General features: G+C 64.5%; 23 protein-coding genes. 3 read left to right on the plus strand and 20 right to left on the minus strand.

What is annotated here, in order from left to right; genetic code table 11:
- Positions 1-95: 95 nt before the first annotated feature.
- The 19 genes from F4U95_RS05930 to F4U95_RS06020 all read right to left on the minus strand — a co-directional run bounded on the left by F4U95_RS05930 (position 96) and on the right by F4U95_RS06020 (position 17,358).
- The gene (locus F4U95_RS05930) at positions 96-494 is read right to left on the minus strand and encodes a flagellar export chaperone FliS (RefSeq protein ID WP_150424952.1); all 399 of its coding nucleotides are present in this window, start codon (positions 492-494) and stop codon (positions 96-98) included.
- Between the two features lie 18 nt (positions 495-512).
- A complete protein-coding gene (gene fliD / locus F4U95_RS05935) occupies positions 513-1,907 on the minus strand; it encodes a flagellar filament capping protein FliD (protein ID WP_120251867.1) in 1,395 nt (464 codons plus the stop codon).
- 158 nt (positions 1,908-2,065) lie between these two features.
- The gene (locus tag F4U95_RS05940) at positions 2,066-2,527 is read right to left on the minus strand and encodes a hypothetical protein (RefSeq protein WP_150424953.1); all 462 of its coding nucleotides are present in this window, start codon (positions 2,525-2,527) and stop codon (positions 2,066-2,068) included.
- Between the two features lie 248 nt (positions 2,528-2,775).
- Positions 2,776-3,912, minus strand: coding sequence for a flagellar type III secretion system protein FlhB (gene flhB / locus F4U95_RS05945; RefSeq protein WP_120251865.1), 1,137 nt, complete (start codon positions 3,910-3,912; stop codon positions 2,776-2,778).
- A 4-nt stretch (positions 3,913-3,916) separates the two neighbouring features.
- Positions 3,917-4,699: a flagellar biosynthetic protein FliR gene (gene fliR, locus F4U95_RS05950; protein ID WP_120251864.1), complete on the minus strand. Its 783-nt coding sequence runs from the start codon at positions 4,697-4,699 to the stop codon at positions 3,917-3,919.
- The gene (gene fliQ / locus F4U95_RS05955; RefSeq protein WP_056691450.1) at positions 4,696-4,968 is read right to left on the minus strand and encodes a flagellar biosynthesis protein FliQ; all 273 of its coding nucleotides are present in this window, start codon (positions 4,966-4,968) and stop codon (positions 4,696-4,698) included. Before fliQ ends, fliR begins: the two co-directional genes overlap by 4 nt.
- 105 nt (positions 4,969-5,073) lie before the next feature.
- Complete coding sequence (gene fliP / locus F4U95_RS05960) at positions 5,074-5,850, minus strand: flagellar type III secretion system pore protein FliP (protein WP_150425043.1); 777 nt, start codon at positions 5,848-5,850, stop codon at positions 5,074-5,076.
- Positions 5,851-5,923: 73 nt separating this feature from the next.
- Entirely contained in the window at positions 5,924-6,187 is a 264-nt protein-coding gene (locus F4U95_RS05965) for a FliO/MopB family protein (RefSeq protein ID WP_120251863.1), read from the minus strand.
- 101 nt (positions 6,188-6,288) lie between these two features.
- The gene (fliN, locus tag F4U95_RS05970; protein WP_056691458.1) at positions 6,289-6,624 is read right to left on the minus strand and encodes a flagellar motor switch protein FliN; all 336 of its coding nucleotides are present in this window, start codon (positions 6,622-6,624) and stop codon (positions 6,289-6,291) included.
- Positions 6,621-7,505, minus strand: a complete 885-nt coding sequence (locus F4U95_RS05975) for a flagellar motor switch protein FliM (protein ID WP_150424954.1) — start codon at positions 7,503-7,505, stop codon at positions 6,621-6,623. Before F4U95_RS05975 ends, fliN begins: the two co-directional genes overlap by 4 nt.
- 148 nt (positions 7,506-7,653) lie before the next feature.
- Positions 7,654-8,328: a flagellar basal body-associated FliL family protein gene (locus F4U95_RS05980; RefSeq protein WP_150424955.1), complete on the minus strand. Its 675-nt coding sequence runs from the start codon at positions 8,326-8,328 to the stop codon at positions 7,654-7,656.
- Positions 8,329-8,356: 28 nt separating this feature from the next.
- Complete coding sequence (locus tag F4U95_RS05985) at positions 8,357-10,552, minus strand: flagellar hook-length control protein FliK (protein ID WP_246171504.1); 2,196 nt, start codon at positions 10,550-10,552, stop codon at positions 8,357-8,359.
- An 8-nt stretch (positions 10,553-10,560) separates the two neighbouring features.
- Positions 10,561-10,986: a hypothetical protein gene (locus F4U95_RS05990; RefSeq protein ID WP_120251859.1), complete on the minus strand. Its 426-nt coding sequence runs from the start codon at positions 10,984-10,986 to the stop codon at positions 10,561-10,563.
- Positions 10,983-12,311, minus strand: coding sequence for a FliI/YscN family ATPase (locus F4U95_RS05995; RefSeq protein WP_150424956.1), 1,329 nt, complete (start codon positions 12,309-12,311; stop codon positions 10,983-10,985). The genes F4U95_RS05990 and F4U95_RS05995 overlap by 4 nt, the downstream gene beginning before the upstream one ends.
- Positions 12,308-12,946 (minus strand): FliH/SctL family protein, encoded by a 639-nt coding sequence (locus tag F4U95_RS06000; RefSeq protein WP_246171505.1) that lies wholly within the window; start codon positions 12,944-12,946, stop codon positions 12,308-12,310. Before F4U95_RS06000 ends, F4U95_RS05995 begins: the two co-directional genes overlap by 4 nt.
- On the minus strand, positions 12,939-13,955 hold the full coding sequence (gene fliG, locus F4U95_RS06005) for a flagellar motor switch protein FliG (RefSeq protein WP_120251857.1): 1,017 nt from the start codon (positions 13,953-13,955) through the stop codon (positions 12,939-12,941). Before fliG ends, F4U95_RS06000 begins: the two co-directional genes overlap by 8 nt.
- Complete coding sequence (gene fliF / locus F4U95_RS06010) at positions 13,948-15,705, minus strand: flagellar basal-body MS-ring/collar protein FliF (RefSeq protein ID WP_120251856.1); 1,758 nt, start codon at positions 15,703-15,705, stop codon at positions 13,948-13,950. Before fliF ends, fliG begins: the two co-directional genes overlap by 8 nt.
- A 3-nt stretch (positions 15,706-15,708) precedes the next feature.
- Positions 15,709-16,065 carry a flagellar hook-basal body complex protein FliE gene (fliE, locus tag F4U95_RS06015; protein WP_120252319.1) on the minus strand — a complete coding sequence of 119 codons (357 nt, stop codon included), beginning with the start codon at positions 16,063-16,065 and terminating at the stop codon, positions 15,709-15,711.
- Between the two features lie 21 nt (positions 16,066-16,086).
- Positions 16,087-17,358, minus strand: a complete 1,272-nt coding sequence (locus tag F4U95_RS06020; RefSeq protein WP_120251855.1) for a sigma-54 interaction domain-containing protein — start codon at positions 17,356-17,358, stop codon at positions 16,087-16,089.
- Between the two features lie 356 nt (positions 17,359-17,714).
- Here F4U95_RS06020 and F4U95_RS06025 point away from each other — a divergent pair, with 356 nt between their 5' ends.
- The 3 genes from F4U95_RS06025 (at position 17,715) to mdoH (ending at position 22,333) form a co-directional block, all read left to right on the plus strand.
- Positions 17,715-18,542 carry a flagellin N-terminal helical domain-containing protein gene (locus F4U95_RS06025; RefSeq protein WP_150424957.1) on the plus strand — a complete coding sequence of 276 codons (828 nt, stop codon included), beginning with the start codon at positions 17,715-17,717 and terminating at the stop codon, positions 18,540-18,542.
- 345 nt (positions 18,543-18,887) lie between these two features.
- The gene (locus F4U95_RS06030) at positions 18,888-20,381 is read left to right on the plus strand and encodes an OpgD/OpgG family glucan biosynthesis protein (RefSeq protein ID WP_150424958.1); all 1,494 of its coding nucleotides are present in this window, start codon (positions 18,888-18,890) and stop codon (positions 20,379-20,381) included.
- Positions 20,382-20,443: 62 nt separating this feature from the next.
- Positions 20,444-22,333, plus strand: coding sequence for a glucans biosynthesis glucosyltransferase MdoH (gene mdoH / locus F4U95_RS06035; protein ID WP_150424959.1), 1,890 nt, complete (start codon positions 20,444-20,446; stop codon positions 22,331-22,333).
- Positions 22,334-22,417: 84 nt separating this feature from the next.
- Here mdoH and F4U95_RS06040 read toward each other — a convergent pair whose 3' ends face one another.
- A complete protein-coding gene (locus F4U95_RS06040; protein ID WP_150424960.1) occupies positions 22,418-23,149 on the minus strand; it encodes a sigma-70 family RNA polymerase sigma factor in 732 nt (243 codons plus the stop codon).
- Between the last annotated feature and the right edge of the window lies 1 nt (position 23,150).

A 23,150-nucleotide genomic window follows, 5' to 3' on the forward strand; every position in this document is an offset into this window, starting at 1 on the left:
AGGCGGCCCCCGCCGGGCCGCCCTTCGCGAGCACCGCCTATACAAGCGGCATGTTGGGGGCGCAACCCCGCCCGGACGGGCGCTCGCGCCGTGAATCAGCGGCCGATCTGGGTCCAGGCTTCGGCAATTTCGGCGACGATGTCGCGGGCCTGCTCGACCGGCTCGGCCGAACGTTCCTGGGCACCGACCAGCAACAGCCGGCGCGCTTCGCGGTAGATTTGAGCCAAGCCGACCGAAATGTCGCCGCCCTTGTCGAAGTCCAGGCTGGATTCGAGCGCAAAGAGGATCGACATGGCGCGCGCCTGCTTGTCCGACACCTTCACCCGGTCGCCATTGCGTTCGGCCAGCGCCGCCGCTTCAAGCGCGAGCAGCAGCTCATCGAACAGGATCTTGACCAATGCGTGCGGCGTCGCGCCTTCGGTACGGCTGCCCGAATGGACCGCTGCGTAACGGCGTGCTGCGCTGGCGCCTGCATAACCCTGATTGTAAAACATCGTCTGTTGCGTCCCCGATTAATTGCTGCCGCTATTGTTCCAAACCTCGATCTGCTGTTCGAGGTAGCTTTGTGTCGCCTTGAGCGCGGACAGCCGCGTCTCCATCGCTGCGTAGACCTTGGTCAGATGGTCCTCATAATTGGCCATCTTTTCGTCTAGGTCTTCGAGCTGCTTGGTAAATTCCTTGGCCAGCGTGTCATATTGCTTCTGCGCCGTCTTGAGAGGACCATCTTCCTTCTCGATATTGTCGCGGACCGTCGACATCAGCTTGGACAGGCCCGGATTGCCGTCAGTCGCAACCTTGGGATTGACCATGTTGGTGATGGCTTCCGGATCGGCCTCCATCACGGCCGCCAGGCGGACCGTATCCAGCTTGAGCGTACCGTCGCGATTGGTCGACACGCCGATGTCGGCCAGCGTCTTGTAGGTGCCGGTCGACGCCAATTGGGTCGAGGTAATGGCGGACAGCTGCCGCTTCATGTCGCGCACACCCGACACACCGTTCAGGACACCCGCGCTGGACGAATCCGCGCCGGTCGCCGTCGCCGTGTTCAGCGCGCCCATCAGCGTATTATATGCGCTGACAAATTCCTTCAGCAGGTCCGACAGGCCGGCCGTCGGCTGGCTCATCGACAGGGTCACGTTCGTACCCGGCGATGCCTTGTTCAGGTCGATCCGCAGATAGGGGATCGCATCGTCGACCGTGTTGCTGGCATATTCATAGGCAACGCCGTCGAGCGTGATCTTGGCATTTTGCGCGTTCGACGTGCTGGTGAAGCTCATGCCGCCCAGGATGCTGCCGCTATCGTCGGCATTGGCGCTGATCGTGAAATCATTGGCCGCACCGGTTTCGCCCTTGAATACCAGGCGGGTGCCCTGCGTGTCGGTGACGACGCGGGCGGTGACGCCGGTATTGGCGGCGTTGATGGCCGATGCCAGACCGGCGAACGTATTGTTCGTGGAATCCAGCGTGATGGTGGTGGCTTCGCCCGCCGCGTTGGTCAGGGTGAAGCTGCCGGTGCCGATCACCGTGCTGCCGGTCGCGCCACTGGTCGCGGCGGAGGAGTAAACGCGCGCGCTGGCAAGCTGTTCGACGGTCAGCTGAGCGGGCAGGCCGCTGGGGCTGCCACCGCTGAGCAGCGTGACCGACGCGATGCTGGCGTCGTTGGACGATGCCGCGCCGGTATAGGCGGCGCCGGACAGGACTTCGGTCAGGGCGTTGGCAAAGGTGTTAAGCGAGCTGGTCGCGGAAGCGAGGGCGGAAATGCGCGAGCTGTTGAGCGACTGACGACCGGTGATCGCAGCCTGCTTGGGCTCGCGGGTCGCGCTCACCAGGCTGGAAACCAGCGCCGAGGTGTCGATCCCCGATCCGGCATTGAGTGCCGTCAAAATGCTGCTGCCTACCGCGGTCATGCCGTTTTCCTTTCAAGGGGATAGAACGGCGGTAGCGCCAAGACCTTTAGGAAAGATTTTCGGGATGGCATATTGCCGGGCGACAACGCCAAAACGCGGAAAGGCACGATCCGCACCGGCGGATCATGCCTTTCCCGAACGCCCGATGGCGATGGATATCAGATGGCCGAGGTCGCCACCTGTTCGACCGTGCCGCGCGAAACATGGGCATGGGCGGCATGGGAGTAGGATGCCCGCTCCACGATGCGCTTGGCCAGCACCGCAGCATGTTCGACCGCCTCCTTGCTGGCGGGCGGTAGCGGGACCAGCACCATCGGGCGCGGGATCATCGCCTGGATCGCGCCGGCCGCATCGTCCACGCTGCCGGACCCCGACTGAAGATCGGCCAGGATATCGGCGATGCGGGCGTGAACCTCCACATATTCGGCGACGCTGGCCAGATCATCGTCCACGACGACCTGATCCTTCTGCGCTGCCACAGCCTGTTGCGCCGTATCGCGAACGGAAGCCTGGGCGGAACGACTGGCTGCCACAGACTGGACCGTCTGGACAGGCGAAGGCGCACGCGAAACCGCCCGGTCCACTGGCGGCAGTTCGGCCCTAGTTACATAGTCGTTCATGACGCACCACCAGAATGCATCCCCACAACAGCTATTACGACCAGCCACAGTTAAACTTTAATGGATGGCGCAATTTTTTTTCGATGTGGCTTGAGACAGCGAAAGAGACAGCTGCGCGCCCGTGTTCAACATGCCTTCGCCATTGGACGGGGCCAATGGAAAGCAACGCCCTTCTTCGATCCGAACATGGCAAAACACCTGTCCAACTCGGTGTCGCACTTTCGCGCGGATCGCCCGGACGATAGCCCTTATTGCTTCTGCCCGTTCGCGTCGAAGCGCATATCTTCGGGGACGGTGATGAAGGGGCGGTCCATTTCCGTCGCCATCTTGTTTTCCACGCGAAATACGAAGGCCAGCACGGTCGCCACCGCCATGAAGAGGCCTTCATTGACGATCTCTCCGGCGCGCGAGGTGAAATAGACGGCGCGGGCCAGATCGGGATATTGCAGGACAGGCACGCTATTCTGGTCCGCCAGTTCGCGGATCGACGCGGCGATGGCGTCGCAACCGCGCGCGACAACGACCGGGGCGGCGTCCACACCTGGTCGATAGCGTAGCGCTACGGCGAAATGCGTGGGATTGGTGATGATGACGCTGGCTTCGGCCACGGCCTGACGGGTGGAACCGCTCAATACCTCAAACTGGCGGCGACGAATCTGGCCTTTAAGTTCGGGCGAGCCTTCGCTCTCCTTATGCTCGTCCTTCACTTCCTGCTTGCTCATGCCCAGCCGCTTGGCCCGCTGCATGATCTGCGCCGGCACGTCGATGCCCGCGATCAGGAAAAGGCCCCCCGCCATGACGAGACAGGTCAGGATGAAGATGTTGCCAAGGTCCGCCATGGCGGGCGCAACGCCCATCTTGCCGAGCGCGGTGATTTCCGTCAGCCGGTCCCAGATCAGCCAGACGCCGATGCTGCCGAGCAGGCCGACCTTGGCGATGGATTTGAGCAGTTCGATCAGGCCCTGCGTTCCGAAAATCTTCTTGATGCCGCTGGCCGGGTTCATCCGCGACGCCTTGGGCGCGAAGGCGCCGGGGCGGAAGCCGAGCGATCCGAGCAGGGCCGGCGCCGCGATCGCGGCGATGAAGGTGGCCAGCATCACGCCTGCGGCCGGGAGGGCGATGGCGCCGAGCAGCGCCGCACCGCGCGCGGCGGGCGAGAAGTCGACGATATCCTCCCTGCGGAAGCGCAGCGCATCGGCCAGCATGTCCGACAGCGCATCGATCAGCGAAGGGCCGGTGATCGCCAGCCAGGCGATGCCGGCCATCACGACCAATGCGGTGCCCAGTTCACGCGACTGAAGGATGTCGCCCTTCTTGGCGGCGTCGCTCAGTTTCTTCTGGGTCGGTTTTTCGGTCTTTTCGCCGCCGCCGGGACTGTCCGCCATGGCCCTAGCGTCCTTCCGCGATCGACTGGGCCTCTTCCAGGCCAGCCTTGAGCGAGACGGTGATGCCTTCCGCCATGATCGGCGCGGCGATGGCCAGCAGGATGATGCCGGCCATCATCGCCACCGGCATGCCGACCGCGAACAGGTTGAGCGAGGGCGCGGCGCGCGCCAGCATGCCCATGATGATCTGAACCAGCACCAGCGCGAAGCCGACGGGCAGCGCCACGGTGACGCCAGCGCCCAGCAGCGATCCGCCGAAGGTGACCAGCCGCCAGACCGTGTCGTTGGACAATAGGCCGGCACCGGGCGGAAGCGCTTGATAGCTTTGCACCACGAAGCTGGCGAGCAGCAGATGGCCGTCCATGCCGAGCAGCAGGAAGGTGGCAAGGACCGAGAGGAAGGTGCCCAGAACCTGGGTCGACTGGCCCGAAGAGGGGTCGATCATCGCCGCGAAGTTGAGGCCCATGGCGTTGCCGATGGTTTCGCCCGCGACAAAGGCGGCGGCATAGCCGATCTGGACGGCGAAGCCGAGGGCGAGGCCGGCCAGCACTTCGCCCGCGACCATCATCACGCCTTCGAAGCTGGCGACGCCATCGTGCGGCAGCGTGATGGTGACGCTGTTGAGCGCGGCCAGGCCAAGGGCGAGGCTGAGGATCAGGCGCAGTTGCAGCGGCACGGCCGGCGCGCCGAAGACCGGGGCGGCGATGAAGGCGGCGCCCGGACGGATCATCGCGATAAGCCAGATCCACAGCTGCGTTTCCACGCCCGTGAAACCGGGCGCGATCATTGCAGCAGGTCCGGGATACGCTCGAAAATTTCGCGGGTGAAGTCGGCGATCAGCACCATGATCGACCCGCCGAACAGCGCCAGCATGCCGCCCACGACAATGATCTTGGGAATGAAGCTGAGCGTCTGCTCGTTGATCGACGTTGCGGCCTGCACCATGCCGATGATGACGCCCGCGATCAGTGCCGGAATCAGCACGGGCGCGGCGGCAAGCGCCGTGATCCACAGCGCCTGCTGGGCCAATCCCATGAAGAAATCGGCGTTTTCCATATTATCGGTTACTTTTCTCCGTTCGGTTCGAGCTTGTCGAGAACGAAGCCTGGTGGCTGGTTCTCGACATGCTCGAACTGAACGGATGTGGGCAGAGAGGTTGAATCATGTCGCGAACGACCCCGCCAGCGACCCCATGGTCAGCGCCCAGCCATCGACCAGCACGAACAGCAACAGCTTGAACGGCATGGATATGATGGTCGGCGAGAGCATCATCATGCCGAGCGCCATCAGCGTCGACGCGACGACGAGGTCGATGATGAGGAAGGGGAGGAAGATCATGAAGCCGATCTGGAACGCCGTCTTCAATTCGCTGGTGACGAAGGCGGGCAGCAGGATCGTGAAGGGAATGTCGTCCGGCGTGTTGAACGCCGGCGCTTTGGCGAGATTCTGGAACAGCTTGAGGTCGCTTTCGCGCGTCTGCTTGGCCATGAAGCCGTGCAGCACCTTGCCCGACCGACCGACCGCTTCCTCGATGCTGATCTGCCCCTTGCCATAGGGATCGAAGGCCTGGGCGTTAATCGCGTCGATCGCGGGGCGCATCACGAACAGGGACAGGAACAGGGTAAGGCCCACCAGCACCTGATTGGGCGGCGTCTGTTGCAGGCCGAGCGCCTGACGCAGGAGCGAGAGGACGATGATGATACGGGTGAAGCTGGTCATCATGAGCACGAGCGACGGCAGGACCGTCAGCAGGCTCATCAGGACGAGGATCTGGAGGCTGAGCGAGAGCGAGCGGCCGTCGCCCGAAATCTGGCCCATGGCGCGGCTTAGCGCGCCACCATTATCCGCTGGCGGCGCTGCGGCGGGCGCGGCCTGTGCGAAGGCCGGCACAGTGAAGAAGAGGGCAGCCAAAAATAGGATCGCGAAGACCGCGAGCATCCCATAGGCCTTGCGCGGGCGCCCATTCGGCAAGTGGATTCCCGCCTTCGCGGGAATGACGATGCTATTGGAGTCAGCGCAGACGGGCATGATCGCCTTCCGCGATCTTCTCGATCCGGCTGCGGGTGACGGACAACAGGATTTTCTTGCCCTCGAACTCGACCACGGCGAGCTTGCCGAAGGCGCCCATAGGCAGCGCTTCGAGCAGCTTCAAGGAACGATCGCCCTGCCCCGTGATCATGCCGGGTTGATATTTGCGCCACAACCACAGCGCGGCAAAGGCCATGCCGCCCACGAGCGGCAGCAGGATCAGCAGTTTGACGAAATACCAGAACATGAAATGGCCTGCCCGCAGCTATGGTTAACCACGCCTGCGATCCGCAGTTTCGCGGCGGAAGGCAAGCTTAAATTCGATGGCGCAAAATCAGATGCTCCGCATCAGCCGCGCCGTTCGATACCGGCGAGGCGGTTTTCGGTCGCGGCGATATCCACGATGCGAATGCCATAGCGGCCGTTCACCGTGACGACTTCGCCCTTGGCGATCAACGCGCCATTGACCATGATGTCGAGCAGATCGTCGGCCTGACGGTCCAGTTCGACGATGCTGCCTTCGGCCAGATCCATGACTTCGGCGAGGCGCAGCGAGGTGGAGCCGACCTCCACCGACATGCGGACCGGGATATCGGCCAGCAGCTTGAACTGGCGATTGTTGGTCATGCGGCTCAGCGGATCTTCGCCACGCTCCATGCGGGGGGCTTCGCTCATGTCGCTCATTGATCGGGTTCCTGTGCAAGCTTTTCAATCTGGAAGGCGGCGCGGCCTTCCTGTTCGCCGATCGTGCCATGCGCGACGATGCGGTTTCCGACGATCAACGGCAGCGATCGGCCGATGGTCACGGGGATGACGTCACCGACCTTGAGCTGCATCAGCTCGGCCAGCGAAAGATTGGGGCGCGCCAATACGGTACGCGCGGGCAGGCGAATGTCACGCATCCGCCGGGCGATCCGCGTCTGCCAGACGGGATCGGCATGTTCTTCGTCGGCGGGCAGGTTGCTCCCCATCAGCGCTTCGACGCCGCGCAGGGCCGATAGCGGAAAGACCAGGTCGATCGGCCATTCCTGTTCGCGCGTGATGGATATCTTGAAACGCTGCAACACCATCTGGTCGGCGGGCTGCGCCGCAGCGGCATAGCCGACCGCGCTCTCACGCAGGATCAGCCCCTGCTCGAGCGGCAGGATATCGGCCCAGGTTTCGACAAGGCGGGTGACGATAGCATCGGAAAGGCGGGCGATCAGCCGGTCTTCGGTCGGCGTGAATTCGCCGCGTGCGGGCAGCGGGCGATTGCCGATGCCGCCGTAGAAACAATCCACCATCGTGGAGATCATCGCCGCGTCCATGCGCAGCAGCATTTGCCCCTTCAAGGGCAGCAGGCGATAGATGGAGAGGCTGCAAAAGGCAGGGACTTCGGCCGTCCAGGCACCGAAATCGAGCACGCGGGTGCCCTGCGCCTCGACAAGGGGGCGCACGCCCGCGATCGGCTCGATCAGCGTGCGCATGCGCCGGCCGAGCTTCTCGCTCAGCCGGTCCAGCCCCGACAGCATGATCGGCGCCTGAGAATCCCCGCGCCCGAAGGCGTAGGTTTGTACGTCGTCCATCTTGGTCCCCTGCCCCATAGCGGATCAGGGGCCATCCCGATCCTTTGGTGCGAGGCCCATTAATAACGAAAATGGTAAAATTGGGGTTAATGGGCCTGCAACCGGCGCTCGCGCCGATCGCAGCCGCAGGATGTTTCAGAAGTCTATTCTACTGGATCACGAAGTTCGTGAAATAGACATTATCGATGCCGCCATAGCCGGTCTTCTGCTTCAATATGTCGTTGATAATGCCCTTGATCTTGCCCTGGAGCATCTGTTTGCCCTTAGGCGTGTCGAGCACTTCCTGCGGCTGTTCGGCCAGCATCATCAGCACCTGGCTGCGGATCGGCGTCTCATGCTGCTTGACCGCCGCGATGACGCGATAGTCATAATAGGTCGACACAGCGACGCTGATCTGGGCGAAGGCATCGGTGTCCGACATGTTGGACGTGAAGGGCGCCTGCAGCTGGAAATAGGTGGTCTGATAGGCGGTCGGGTTGGTCGGCGAAGGCAGATCGATGCCCTTGCCCGGCGCGTGACCGGCCGAGACGGCATGGCTTTCGCCACCACCGCCGCCGCCATGTCCGCCGCCTTCACCACCGCCGCCGCCGCCCTCGCCCGCCCAGCCATGGGCGGTCGCGATCGCCTGCGCATCTTCACCGGCCAGCACCAGCACGGGTTTGTTGGGATCTTCCTTCGGCCCTTCGGCCTTGGGGCTGAAGAAGCCGGCGGCATAGAGGCCGCCCGCCGCGCCTGCCCCACCCACGACGACGCCCACGACCAGCAGCAGGATCATTTTCATGCTCCCGCCTTTTTTCTTCTTGGCCTTTGGCTCGTCGCTCATCTGTCTCGTCCCCTGGGATTAAAGCTGGTCACGCGTAACGCGCGCGCACGGCTCCGCCTGCGGTATCGCCGGCGTCCATATGGTTAAGAACGGCTCCGTCATTCCCTGCTTTATGCCCGAAGGCGATATTTTCTCGCTGTTGCCCGCGGCCCTGCATGTGCGACTGGGTGGAGGACTGGCCCATATTCTGGCCGGCCGCCTGACCCTGATTCTGGTGGCTGCCGCTGGACTGTTGTTGCGCTGTATTCTGGTTGGTCGCGCTATCGGCGCGGGTGGTTTCCGCGACATGGGGCGCCCGTTCGATCTTCACCTCGCTGATGCGCACGGCCGACAGGCTGGCATCCAGTTTCAGCCGGTCGCCATCCTGCCGCAACGCCTGCTCGGCCGCCTCGGTCGCGACGGTCAGGCTGATGGCGGCGCCATCGTCGCCCTGGCGAATATTGACCTCGACCGGGCCTAATTCCGTCGCGTTGATCTGGAAGCGGCCCTGCGCGCCGTTGGCCGAGAGAGCGGCGATGTCGCGGGCCAGCCCGTCGATCCACTGGCCCGACACGCCCATGTCGACGACTTGCGCGCCAAGGCTGGCGGAGAGATCGACGGTCGGGATGGCAGGCGCGATGGTGGTGACGGTTTGCGCGGTCGGCTGGGCGAGCGCGGCTGGTGGTGGGGCGCTATCGTTCAATGCCGCCGGCACGATCGGCAGCGCAGCGTCGGGGGACGCGTCGCGGGCGGGCGCGATGGTTTCAGTCCGACGTGGCGCGTGCAGGGTCATATGATCGCGGACCAGCTGGAGCAGGGACACGGCTTCTGCGCGCGGCTTTGCGGCTGCGATGTGGGCGCTTGACTGAGCAAGGTCGGAGGGTTGCTCAAAGACTTCGGCAGCGTCCGGTTCGGCGGGCAGCGCCTGCGCGGTCGGGATGCTTTGGGCGATTGGGACTACAACGGCCGGTGCCGAGGCCGCATCCGGGGTCGGTGCCGGGCTGGGGGCCGGATTGGCAAGCTGTATGGGCATTGCCGGCGCGGGCTGGTCGGCAGAGCGCGTGGCGTCCGGAACAATCGTGACGACTGGTAGATCAGCCGGGGCCGGGGCCGTAGCCTTGCCCGACGGCAGGGGCGACGTGTCATTCGATACGATCGCGGCGGCTGGTGGCGTCGCAGCTTCCCGAACGTTCACGGTCGGAACGCCGGCGCCATCGACGGGCGGCGGGGGCGCAGCGACATGCGGTGCTCGAGCGTCCACTGTCGGCACACCGGCGCTATCGACCGGGACGGGCGCGGCCGGTCGCATCGTCGATGCGGCAACAGCGGCAGGGCGGACGCCAACAGCTTCTAGCGGAGCCTGTTCGACCTTAACCTGTTCGGCTTGAGTAACGATGGGCGGGGTCTGCTGCGCAGGTGGTGCCATGATCGTGATGGTCGGCTCTGCCGAGCGTTGACCATCATCCTGTGCGACGGAGGTCGCATCGTCGCTGGACGGTTCCTCGATTGCCGCTGGTGTATCCGAAGATTCAGCCGGCCGCTGCGGGGCGACCATGTTCGCCGACACAGCATCATGCCAATGGGCAGGATGGGCCTTGACCGACACGGGCTTGGATTCCTGCTCGACAGCGGCAGGAGCGTTCGGCGGCGTGACGATGACCGGAGGGGCCGCCGGCGCCAGCACCGCAGGCTTCACGTCCGCCTGCTCGGGCAGACGTACGGCGGTCGCCGTTTCGGCAGCAGGGGGCGTTTCGGGATCGGTGACGGGTATGATGGCGGCCGGCGCTTCGGCTTCAGTCGCCGGGACACGGTCAGCAGATGCCTCGATATCGCGGGCGGGTGGGCTGTCGGCCGGTATGTTTACCACTGCAATCGGCGCTGAGCCGGGCATTTCAGCGGCGGCGATTGCCGCTTCAGGCTCGGGAGACGATACAGCGAGTTGGACAGGTGAATGCGGTTGTTCAGCCTGCGCCGCCGGGACTACAGGGATCGAAGCGGGAGCCGCATTGGCAAGGGCCGGATGCCACGCACCTTCATCAACATGTTCGACATCGATATCTGGAATTTCGACATCGCTTGCGACGGCATGTTCCGGCACGATCGGCTGTAGCGCGGTGGCCGGTGCCGTCCCGACGCTGCCGAGCAGTTGCGCGAAGTCTGCACCGCCCTCGGCCGACACCGCCGCTCCCTTTACGCCCGTTTGCGCGGGCGTCGGAAACAACATGGCCTTGAGACTGGTCAGCATCGTCATCGTCAAACGTCCCCCGTCCGCTGCATGCGGCGATAGCGCGGCAAGGCCGCGAGCTTATTCTCTCGCCACTCCTCCAGGTTCGCGCGAGCGCGGTCCTTGAGGCGGGTGGCGATTTCCTTCTCGCGGTTCGCTGCAAGAGTCATGCCTTCTTTCGCCTCGACATTGCGCTTGGCATCATAAAGTGCGCCATCGAGCTGACGACCGGCCTGTTCGAGGCGGGTGGCGAGTTCCTGCATCGCAGCGAAGGAGGCGCCGCTGGCCATGCCTTCCGTCTCGAACAATTCGCTGCGGACCTTGTTCAGGCGATCGATATTATTGGCCAGAGCACTGGCTTCATCGCGGGCGCGGGCGGTTTCGGCCACGGCCATGGCATGTTGGACATGGCGCACCCGCAGCACCCGTTGGCGGCGGCCGACCAGCCCCTTCACGCGCCGAACCCGGCGATCAACGCGTTGGTGCTGGTGTCGAGGTCGATGCGGCTTTTCTGGTCCTGACGGATGAAGTCGAGGATTTCCTGCCGGCGGCGGACGGCTTCGTCGATGACGGGGTCGTTGCCGGGGCGATAGGCGCCCATCAGGATGAGGTCGCGATTTTCCTCATAGGCGGCCCAGAGGCGGCGATAGACGGCAGCCGCCATGCGATGCTCGTCCGGCACGACGTCCGCCATGACGCGGGACAGCGATTTGCCGATGTCGATGGCGGGGAAGATCGCCTGTTCCGACAATTGGCGCGACAGGACGAAATGTCCGTCGACGATAGCACGAGCGGCGTCGACGATCGGATCGTCGGTATCGTCGCCATCGGCCAGCACGGTGTAGAGCGCGGTGATCGAGCCGCCGGTGCGGGCGTCCACACCGGCGCGCTCCACCAGACGGGGGATGAGGGCGAGGGCCGAGGGCGGATAGCCCTTCATCGCGGGCGGTTCGCCCAGTGCCAGGCCGATTTCACGCTGGGCATGGGCGCAGCGCGTGAGGCTGTCGATCAGCAGCAGCACCTTCTTGCCGCGGGCGCGGAAATATTCGGCGATGGCGGTGGCGCGCGCGGCGGCGCGCAGGCGCAGCACCGGGGGATGGTCGGCGGGCACGGCGACGACGACGCTCTTGCCCATCGTGTGCTTGAGCTTGGTTTCGAGGAAATCGCTGACTTCGCGACCGCGCTCGCCGATCAGGCCGACGACGACGACATCGGCTTCGGCGCCGGCGATCATCTGGCCCATCAGGACGGATTTACCGACGCCCGAGCCGGCGATGATGGCGATACGCTGGCCGCGCCCGGCGGTGAGCAGCGCGTTGACGGCGCGCACGCCAAGGTCGAAGGCTTCGGTGACGCGACCACGATCGAGGACATTGCCCTTCACGCCGTTCAATGGCCATGTGCCGCCCGCGATGATCGGCCCCTTGCGGTCGAGCGGCTGGCCCATGGCGTCGATGACGCGACCGATCAGACCATCACCCACCTGCACCATATTCGCCTGGCTGTCCGGTTCGACGCGGATGCCGTTTTCCAGCGGCGCGTCGGCATCGAGCGGCACCAGCAGTGCGCGGTCGCCGCGAAAGCCGACGACTTCGGCGCGACAGACCGAACCGTCGCTGGCCAGCACGCGCGCGCCCGAACCGATCGGACGGCGGAAACCGGTGACTTCCAGCATGCCCGCATCATGGCTGACCAGACGGCCGACATGACGGGGCGCACGGTTCTGGACCTGCAAATGGTCGAACAGGGTTTCGGCCTGGGCGATCTGGGCACGGATCACGCCTTGCCCTCCATATCGTCCATCAGCGCGCGCAGGCGCGACAGGCGGACGTCCGGGCCATCCTCGACCCAGCCTTCGCTGGTTTCGAGGCGTACGCATCCACGGTGCATGCCCTTGTCGCCCACCAGCTTGACGCCGATCGCTTCGCCTTCCAGCAGGTTGATGTCTTCGGGATGAAGGTGAAGCGCGTTCTTGCCTTCATTATCCTCGATAAAGGCGGCGACTGTGTCGCAGCGCTGGACGAGGCGTTCGATGTCGATCTCCACCTCTCCCACAATCTGTTCGACCAGACGGACGACGGTAGCGGATAGCATGGTGGAGAGCATGCCGCTGGGCGCAGGGGCGAGCATCTCCAGCGCTTCGGTCAGGCGGGCGCGGGCATCCGCTTCCTCGCCATGGGCTTCGGCCGTGACGCGGCAGCCTTCATCGAAGCCCTGGGTAAAGGCCTCCATCCGGGCTTCTTCCAGCAGGTCGATTTCCGGTTCGGGTTCGAACACGCCGTTGCGCATCGTCGCGGCAATCGGGGTTTCGGGCGAGGCATAGAGCGTGCGGAAGCCGCCGCCTGCGGGACGGAAGCCCGCGACCGCGACGGGCGCAGCGTCCTGAACGGCCTGTGCCCCCCAAATCTTAGACAAAATCGTTGCCCTTCCCGCCGAGCATGATGGTGCCGGCGTCGGCCATGCGGCGCGCGGTGGCGATGATGAGTTTCTGCGCGTCGATCACTTCGGCGAGGCGGATCGGACCGCGTTCCTCGATCTCGTCGGCGATCGCCTGCGCCGCGCGGGCGGACATGCAGCTGAAGATCTTGGCCTTGAGCATATCGTTCGCGCCCTTGAGCGCCACGACCAGCACCTGGCTGTCGACGGTGCGCATCAGCGTGCCCAGATTCTTGTCGTCCATGTCGATGAGGTTGTCGAAGACGAACATCTCCTCCTCGATCGTCTGAGCGATCATCTTGTCGCGCTTGGCGACGGCCTTCATGATCCGCTGTTCATTGTCCTTGCGGACATTGTTCATGATCGCGGCCGCTTCGACCGTGCCGCCGCGCTGCGACGCCGCGCCCTGCTTGTTGACCGGACCACGCAGCAGCAACTGCTCCAGATCCTCCAGCGCCTCGTTCGACACCGGGCCGAGCGTGGCGATGCGATAGACGATCTCTTCCTGATATTCGACCGGCAGCAATTGCAGCACGTCGGCGGCGACGGGCGCCTCCAGATGGGCGAGCACGATCGCCATGATCTGCGGATGTTCCGCTTCGATCAGGGTGCCGATTTCCTTGGCGTCCATCCACTTCAGCATTTCCAGCTGGGTGGAGCGGGTCGGCGGGGTGATGCGGGCCAGGATGGTTTCCGCACGTTCCTCGCCCAGAGCCTTGGTCATCGCGCCACGGATATGGCGGGTGGCGCCATAGCCGATGGTGGTGCGCTTCTTGGCCTTGGTGACGAAATGGTCGAGCGCTTCGTTCACTTCCTCCGGATCGACATCCTGCACGTCATACATGGCATAGCCAAGCTGACGCACTTCTTCGGGTTCCAGGCGGGACAGGATCTGGGCAGCTTCATCCTCGTCGAACAGCATCAGGAGGACGGCGGCGGCGGCGCTGCCTTTCAGCGCCTCGGGGCGACCGGGGACGATCTCAGGCATTTTCCTTCTTAGCCTCCTTCAGCAGGTCGCGGACGACCAGGGCGGCACGATCGGGATCCTGCTTCACGAAGTTGCGGATCAGGTCGGCGCGCTGGGCATAGTCATAGGTGGAGGAAATCATGTCGAGCGTGACCTTGGGCTCCCCGCCTTCCGGCGTGATGACGGCAGCCTGCTTGGTGATTTCGGTCGAAATCTCGCGGCCGATGCGCTGACCTTCCTCGGGAGCCGGCGCGGCCAGAGCGTCCTGCGGCGCGGCACGGCGCTTGAGCAGCGGGCGGCCGATGCCGAAGATGACCAGCAGCGCGACCAGCAGCGCCGACACGTTGCGCACCAGCGGCGACACCCAATCGGCTTCATACCAGGGGGCGACCGCGTCTTGCGTCTTGAGGAAGCTGCGCGAAGACAAGGCCACCACGTCGCCACGGGTCTGGTCGAAGCCGACCGCGCCCTTCACCAATGCTTCCAGCGCGGCGATTTCCTGCGGCGTGCGCGCCTTGCCATCGGGCGCGGTGTCGAGCGCGACGGCGACCGACAGGCGCTTGACGGTGCCGATGGCATCGCGGGTAACGGACACTTCACGGCCCAGCTCGAAGCTGCGGTTGAAGGTTTCCTCGGTCTTCATCAGCGGGTTGGGCGGCGTGCCGGGCTGGCCAGCCTGTGCGCCCTGCGCCGTCTGACCCTGCGACACGGCCTGACCATTGGGATTGGTCTGGGTGACGGTGGGGTTGACGGGCGCCTGGTTGCTGAGCGCGCCGGGAATGCCCGAAGCTTCACCCGTACCCTGACCGCGCGGGTCGGAAGCCCAGGTGCCGGTTTCGTTGCGCAGGCGCGCTTCGTCCTGCGGATAGGTTTCGCGGGTGGCCTGACGCTCCGCGAAGTTCAGTTCGGCATGCACTTCGGTCGAGAAATTGCCCTGACCCAGGATCGGGGTCAGCAGCGCGATCACCGACTGGCGATAGCGATCCTCGATCTTGCCCTGCACCGCCAGCTGGCGATCGTCGCCGGCGTTGCTGTCATTGTCGCTCAAGAGCCGGCCATTCTGGTCGACCACCGAGATATCGTCCGGATTGAGTTCCGGGATCGACGAAGCGACGAGATGGACGATCGCGCTGACCTGCTGGTCGGTGAGCGTACGGCCGTTGGCGAGACGCAGCATGACCGATGCCGAGGGCTTGGACCGTTCGCGCAGGAAGACGCTGGGCGGTTCGACGGCCAGATGCACCTTGGCGGTTTCGACGCTGTCGATCGCCTCGATCGTGCGGGCCAGGTCCATTTCACGGGCCGAGCGCAGCTTTTCGCCTTCCACGGCGCGCGAAGCGCCCATCGGCAGGCTGTCGATCATGCTGTTGCCGTCGGGCGCGCTCTTGGGCAGGCCCTGGGCGGCGAGCATCATCTTCGCCTTGAAATAGTCGCCTTCGCCCACGGTCATGCCGCCGCTATTGTCGAAGTCATACTTGATGCCATTCTGGTCCAGCACCTGCGCGACGGCCGACTTGTCGGTATCGGGCAGGGCGCGGAACAGATCGCGCTGCGGCGGTTCGCGCAGCGCGAGCCAGGCCGCACCGGCCACCGCGACGGTGCCGATCAGGCCGAGCAGCGGCAGGCTCTTTGCCACGGCGGGTTGCTTGATGAAGCCGGTGAAGCGCGCCTTGAGCGCGTCCATGCCCTTGGCTCCGTTCCCGAAGGCGGCGCTGGAGGGGAGAGCAGGCGCGGATGCGCCGACATTGGTGCTGAGTGCGTTCTCGCTCATGGTTTAAACCGGCATGCTCATAATGTCCTTATAGGCGGACAGGAGTTTGTTGCGGACCTGAAGGGTCGCTTCGAAGCTGACCGACGCCTGCTGTTTGGCCAGCATGACGGCGGCGATGTCGGTGGTTTCGCCACGCTCGAACGAGGCCGCTGCCTCACCCGCCTGATTTTGCAGGCCGTTGACCTGTTGCAGCGCGCTGTTGAGGGCATCGGTAAAGCCGCCGGGCGCAGTGCCCTGCGGTCCGCCGACGCCGGGCGCGCCGACCGTGCCGGTCGATGCGACATCGCGCAGGGCCGCATTTTTCTGCAGGATGGCGTTGCGGATCGCCATCACGCTGTCGGTCGGGGAAACGCCGTTGATAGCCATGGTTCAACCCTCCCTTTATGCTGCGGCCAGCTCACGCATTTCGGCGAGCCGATAGCGAAGCGTGCGTTCGGAAATGCCCAACTTGCGGGCGGCGGCGGCGCGATGACCATCGGTTTCGCGCAGGGCGATCCGGATGGCTTCGAGTTTGCTGTGATGGGCGACGTCGCGCAGGCGGACCGGCTCGACCGGGATGGACGCCGGCGCGATGATCGGCGCGACGACGCGCAGCGGCTGGGGCGCGCCGGTCAGATGCAGGTCGTCCGCCTCGATCATCATGCCGTCGCGCAGCACCAGCGCGCGCTGAAGCACATTGCCCAGTTCGCGGGCGTTGCCGCGCCAGTTGTGGGCGCTGAGCTTGTCCATGGCGGCGGCGGTCGGCCATACGAACGGCGCCTTGCCCATATCCTGATGACGCAGCAGCATGGCGGCGGCGATCGCGGCGACGTCGCCGGGACGTTCGGCCAGCGGGCGCAGTTCCAGCGGCATGACGTTGAGACGCCAGTAGAGGTCTTCGCGGAAGCGGCCGGCAGCGACTTCCCCTGCCAGATCGCGGTTGCAGGCCGCGATGATGCGGACGTTGACCGGAACCGGATGGGTCGCGCCGACGGGAAGGACTTCGCCTTCCTGCAGGGCGCGCAGCAGCTTGGACTGGAGCGAGAGCGGCAGTTCGGCGATTTCGTCGAGGAAGAGCGTACCGCCGTCGGCGGCCAGGAACAGGCCTTCCGAGGCATTGGACGCACCGGTGAAGCTGCCCTTCTTATGGCCGAACAGCATCGCTTCCATCATGGTTTCTGGCAGCGCGGCGCAGTTGACGGCGATGAAGTCGTGAGCGGTGCGACCCGATTGGGCGTGGAGGAAGCGCGCCATGCCTTCCTTGCCGGTGCCGGTGTCGCCCTGAATGAGGACGGTCGCATCGCTGCGGGCGACGCGGCCGGCCAGCGTCATCAGGCGCGCGCTGCCGCTGTCGCCGACCGCGGGAACCGATGCCGGGCGAACGAGTTCAGCGATCAGGGCAAAGGCAAAACCCATGTCCGCGATGCCGAATGCGACCCGGGCCGGCAGGCCGTTGGCGGCAGCGATCAGCGACGGCGCGCCGTCGATGACATTGATGAGTATGTCGCGATGCGTGGCATGACCGATTTCGGTGGCCAGCAATATGCGCCGGTCGTCCCGTTCACGGGGGCTGGCGGCGTCGACGATACGAACGGTGTAGTAGGCATTCTCAAGCCAGTGCTGCAAGCCCGGAAGAAGCGCGCAGACCCCACGGCTCACGTCAAGCATAGACATGAACAGACCCCATGTTTTGGGCGGTTTGTGCCCCCGCACGCCCCAACCCCCTTCGATGGTTAATAAATACCCGTTCTGTGGTTATCAGATAGTTAACGCGACACGGCAGCTTGCCGCAGTGCGGCAGGTTTTTTCCGGCAAAAGCGGCAATTTTTTCCACCTTAGTCTAATCCGCGCGCGTCGCACGCACGGTGCGCCCGCGTAAGGGCCTTTGCGAACCCCATGATTCGCACCTGTTTCGAAAAAAATCGACGTCGCGACTAAAAGCTTCCCGCACCCCGCCGTTATCCCCTTTCGAGGCCGCAAGCGCTCTGACTGATGGCAGCGACCTGATATTGAATTGGAAAGGGAACACCATGACTGTTATCGCAACCAACACCGCAGCGCTGCGCTCCGCCAACGCTTCGACCGCCGCCACCAAGGCTCTGGGCACTGCAATGGAACGCCTGTCGACCGGCAAGCGCATCAACAGCGCCAAGGACGACGCCGCTGGCCTGGCCATCGCATCCAGCATGACCGCCCAGATCCGCGGCATGACCCAGGGCGTCCGCAACGCCAACGACGGCATCAGCCTCGCCCAGACGGCGGAAGGCGCGCTCGGCGAAGTCGCCAACATGGTTCAGCGTATGCGTGAACTGACCGTCCAGGCGATCAACGGCACCAACGACACCGACGCCAAGACCAACATCAAGGCGGAAATGGATCAGCTGTCCACGCAGATCACCGACACGCTGGCCAACACCGAGTTCAACGGCCAGAAGCTGTTCGTCGGCACCACCGACATCAAGATCCAGGCCGGCGCCAATGCAGGCGACTCGGTGACGATCAAGGCGAACGGTCTATCGACCGATGCCGCGATCACGGCCGTTGCCGGCGCCACCGCAGCCGCCGTCAACGTGACGACCGCCACCGACGCCGACCTGACCAAGTTCGACACGGCGCTGGAAAAGATCTCGGCGACCCGCGCCGACCTGGGTGCCGTCCAGAACCGCCTGGAATCGGCGGTCAGCAACCTGACGAACAACATCACCAACCTGACGGACGCCCGCAGCCGCATCGAAGACGCCGACTTCTCGGCCGAAACGACCGCGCTCGCCAAGCAGCAGATCCTGAGCCAGGCCTCCACCGCGATGCTGGCCCAGGCCAACCAGAGCCAGCAGGGCGTGCTCAAGCTGATCGGCTAAACCCGACACAGAATTGGTCGGCTGAGGTATTGGTCACCGCCAGCCGACCATGGTGCCCCCGGCACATCAACAGTCCCCACCGTGCCGGGGTCACACCTTCGATCGAACGACCAGCTATTAGAAGCCTCCGTCCCCCCGGGCGGAGGCTTCTTCATTATAGCACCTGTCGGCGCAGAACCGCACCGGCCCTCTCCCCCACCCGGCCACCCATATGATACTGCCGTTGGGTGGCCGGGTGGGGGAGAGGGCCGGTGCCGCCTTCGAAAGGCGCGGTCACGCGCATTTCCAGACGAACCCTGGATACAAGTCTTGGCTCGGTCGTTTCCCGGGTCCATGATGAACGCCATGACACAGATCGATCGGCGCGCGATGATCGCCGCCTCCGCCGCCGCCGCCGCCCTGCTTTTGCCCGACACGCTATTGGCGCAAACAAAAGGTGCCGCTTTCTCCTGGGACAAGCTGATCGCGTCGGCGCAGCGCCTGTCGCGCACGCCCTATAAAGAAGTGCCGCGTCATCCCGGTGCGGCGAAGGTCGATTATATAGCGCAGCATGAAGCGCGGTTCCGCGACGAGCGCACCTTATGGAACGACCTGCCGGGCGATACCGGCATACGCTTCTTTCCCCTGTCGCAATATTCGACCCAGCCGGTGCAGATCTCGACCGTCGAGAACGGGCGCGCTACGCCCCTTCGTTACGATCCGACGGTTTTCGACATGCCAGCCGACAATGCCGTCGCCAAGCTGGGGCCGGATGCGGGCTTTGCCGGTTTCCGCATCATGAATGCCAAGCGCGATGGCGACTGGCTCTCATTTTTGGGCGCCAGCTATTTCCGCGCGCCCAGCCCGCAAAAGCAGTTCGGCATGTCCGCGCGCGGCATCGCGATCAACACCAGCCTGCCGGGCAAGGAGGAATTTCCCGCCTTCACCCATTTCTGGCTGGAGCGCACCGGCAATAGCAGCGTCACCATCTATGCGCTGCTGGACGGCGCATCGATCACCGGCGCCTATCGTTTCGTCAGCAGCCTGGGTCCGGACGGGGTGAAGCAGGATATCACCGCCGCGCTCTTCCCCCGTCGCCCGATCCAGGAATTGGGGCTGATGCCGATGACCAGCATGTTCTGGTATAATCAGGCGAACCGGACGCAGGGCACCGATTGGCGCCCGGCCGTGCATGACAATGACATGCTGTCGATCGCCGGTGCCGACGGGACGGCGCATGTCCGCCCGATCGTGAACCCGTCCGCCCCGCATTTCAGCGCCTTTACCGAAGTCAGCCCCAAGGGGTTCGGCCTGTTGCAGCGCGATCGCGATTTCAGCCATTATCAGGATGACGGCGTCTTCTACGATCGTCGCCCTTCGCTCTGGGCCACGCCGAATACGCCATGGGGCAAGGGGCAGGTGCGGCTCTACGCTTTCCCCACCGACAGCGAATATACCGACAATGTCTGCGCCTATTGGACGCCGGACGTGGCGGCGCGGCCGGGCAGCCGGATAGACGCCAGCTATCATCTCGACTGGTCGGCCGCTCGCGCGCCGGCATCGGCGGGCCTGGCCATCGTCCAGAATGTGTGGCGCGGCCATAGCGAGCAGAAGGGCGCGGAAAAGCTGGTTATCGACTTTGCCGGCGTGGCTGCCGATCCCAAGCCCGACATCTGGGTCGATGTGAGCGGCGGCACGATCGCCAAGCAGGCGGGCTATCCGGTGCTGGGGCAGGATCGGCTGTTCCGCACGGTGCTTGATGTCGTGCGTCCACAGGGTAAAGCGGTTGATGTCCGGCTGCAATTGCGGTCGGGCGATCGCGCGCTCAGCGAATATGTCCATTATCCGATGGGTGCGTAGAGGGAACCGTCGGCCTGCCCAGCGGTTCCATCACCTTGGGTCAAACGGGACGGGTCTTTTGAATGACGGGGAACGGAGGCGTTCAAGCGCCGCACGGCGATGCGGAAGGCGAGCCGTTGGCGCGCGCCTTTGAACATGTGCCGGCGGAAACCCCGCTGGCGATGCCCGAGCAGGATTTCGGCACGAAGCCGGCGCTGACCATGCGCCGGCCGCTCAATATCGACATCTGGGCACGGCGATTGCTGGTCGTACTACTGGCATTGCTCCCCGCCGCGATGGCCGGACATGAGATGCGCCAGTCGATCGGCCTGGACGGCATCGATTGGATGGAGGGCCTCTATCTTGCCCTGTTCATCCCCCTCTTCGCCTGGATCGCCTTCGGCTTTGCGACGGCGATGATCGGCTTCCTGTTGCTGACCGTGGGCAAGGGGCGCAGCGTCACCCCGCGCCCGCTCAATCCCGCAACCCCGCTCAAGGGCAAGACCGCCATCCTGCTGCCGGTGTGCAACGAGGATTTTCTGGGCGTGCTGGGCCGGCTGTCGATCATGGAACGGTCCTTGGCGCAGGTGATGGGCGGCGAACGGTTCGAATTTTTCATCCTGTCCGATTCCAACGTGGAAAGCGGTGAAGTGGAACGGCGCGCCTATCAGGAAATGCGCGACTCCTTCTCCCGACCGGTTCATTATCGTCGCCGGGCGCTCAATATCGGCCGCAAGCCCGGCAATATCGCCGAGTGGGTGCAACGCTTCGGCGGTGGCTATGATTATATGGTCGTGCTGGACGCGGACAGCGTGGTCAGCGGCCAGACCATGGCCCGCCTGGCCGCCGACATGGAGCGGCATCCGCATGTCGGCCTGATCCAGACAGTTCCTACGGTGATGGGCGCGGCCACTTTGTTCGCGCGCTGGCAGCAATTTGCCAGCCGGCTGTTCGGCCCTACATCGGCCGCCGGCATGATCTGGTGGGCCGGGTCCGAAGGCATGTTCTGGGGCCATAATGCCATCGTGCGCGTGAGCGCCTTTGCCGAGAGTTGCGGCTTGCCCGAACTGCCGGGCCGCGCGCCGTTTGGCGGGCATATTTTGAGCCACGATATGCTGGAGGCCGCACTGCTGCGTCGGCGCGGCTGGGACGTGCATATGGTCACGGCCGACGACAGTTTCGAAGAATTCCCGCCGTCCATGCCCGACCTGTTCACCCGCGACCGCCGCTGGTGCCAGGGCAATATCCAGCATGTGCCGTTGCTGGTGAAGATCAAGGGGTTGCACCCGGTCAGCCGGTTCCAATTGCTGGTCGGCGCATCGGCCTATTGCACGTCGCCATTGTGGCTGTTGCTGATGCTGGTCGTGCTGGGTGGCGCGATCAGCGGGCTGTGGCCGCCGACGGCCGTGCTGCCTTCGGGCGGGTTGCTGGCACTGACCGTGGTGCTGCTGTTCGGACCAAAGATATTGGCGATATTGTGGGCCATGGCCGACCCGGCCCGGCGCATCGGCTTTGGCGGCGCGGCGCGGATGACGCGCGGCGTGATCGTCGACATCATCCTGTCGATCCTGATGGCGCCGGTGGCGATGCTGACCCAGACGATCAACCTGTTCGGCATATTGATGGGTAAGAAGGCGAGCTGGAACGGGCAGACCCGCGACCGCGACGGCATGGCCATCACCAGCGCGATCTGGCTGTTCAAATGGCATTTGTTGCTGGGTGCGGTACTGACCGCGATGGCGGTGAAGGCCGGCAGCCTGGGCTGGATGTCGCCGGTGGTCGCCGGCCTGTTCGCCGCGCCGGTGCTGGCGGCGGTGACGGCGCGCAAGGATCTGGGCCGACGGGCGGAAGAAAGCGGCCTGTTCGAAGTCGCCGATCCATGGTGGCGGACGCAAAGCTATCGCCCGCTCCGCTTTCGCTGGCCGACCACCGATGGCCGGCCGGTCGGGCCGCTGCCGGCGAACGACGAATAAAATCGCGTTTCGTGGCGTAGGACGGTTCGGTCGATAGGGTTGGACTGGCCCCCGGCCTTCGCCGGGGAACAGAAAGATGTTGGATCAGTCGTCCCAGTCGCGCAGTTTCTCACGCAGCTTGTCGAGCGCGGCCTTCTTGATCTGGCAGACGCGCGCGGCGCCGATGTCCAGCGTATGACCGATTTCCTCCAGGTTCATTTCCTCGACGAAATAGAGTTGCAGGACCATCGCCTCACGCTGGGGCAATTCGCCGATGCAGCCGGCCAACGCCTTTTTGAGCGACTCTCGCTCCATGATGTCGTCGGCACGGTCCTCCACATCGGCGAACCACATGGACTGGTCCGAATAGACTTCGTCCATGCTGGTGTGCTGGACCATCTCGACGCTGTCGGCGATCTCGCGATAGGCGGCCGGTTCCAGCCCCATGTCGCTGGACATTTCCGCTTCGGTCGGTAGGCGGCCGAGCTTCTGCTCCAGCCGGTTGCGTACCTTGGCAAGTTCTTTCCGCTTGGCCATTGCCGACCGGCAAATTGTTGCCTGCCGCCGCAGATGGTCGATCATCGCGCCGCGTACGCGCAACTGGGCATAGGCGGCAAAGCCAAGGCCGCGATCCTCGAAACTGTTGGCCGCCTCCACCAGCGCGACCATGCCGATCTGAAGCAGATCCTCCACCTCGATCGCGGTCGAGACGCGGCCATGGACATGCCAGGCGATCTTGCGCACCAGCGGCATATATTGGCGGGCGAGCCGCTCCGGGCTGTTTTCACCGGGCTTGGCATATGTATGAGCGCCAGCCGAAATCTTGTTCATATACATG

The organism is Sphingobium limneticum, assembly GCF_008710165.1.
Taxonomy (GTDB): Bacteria; Pseudomonadota; Alphaproteobacteria; order Sphingomonadales; family Sphingomonadaceae; genus Sphingobium; species Sphingobium limneticum.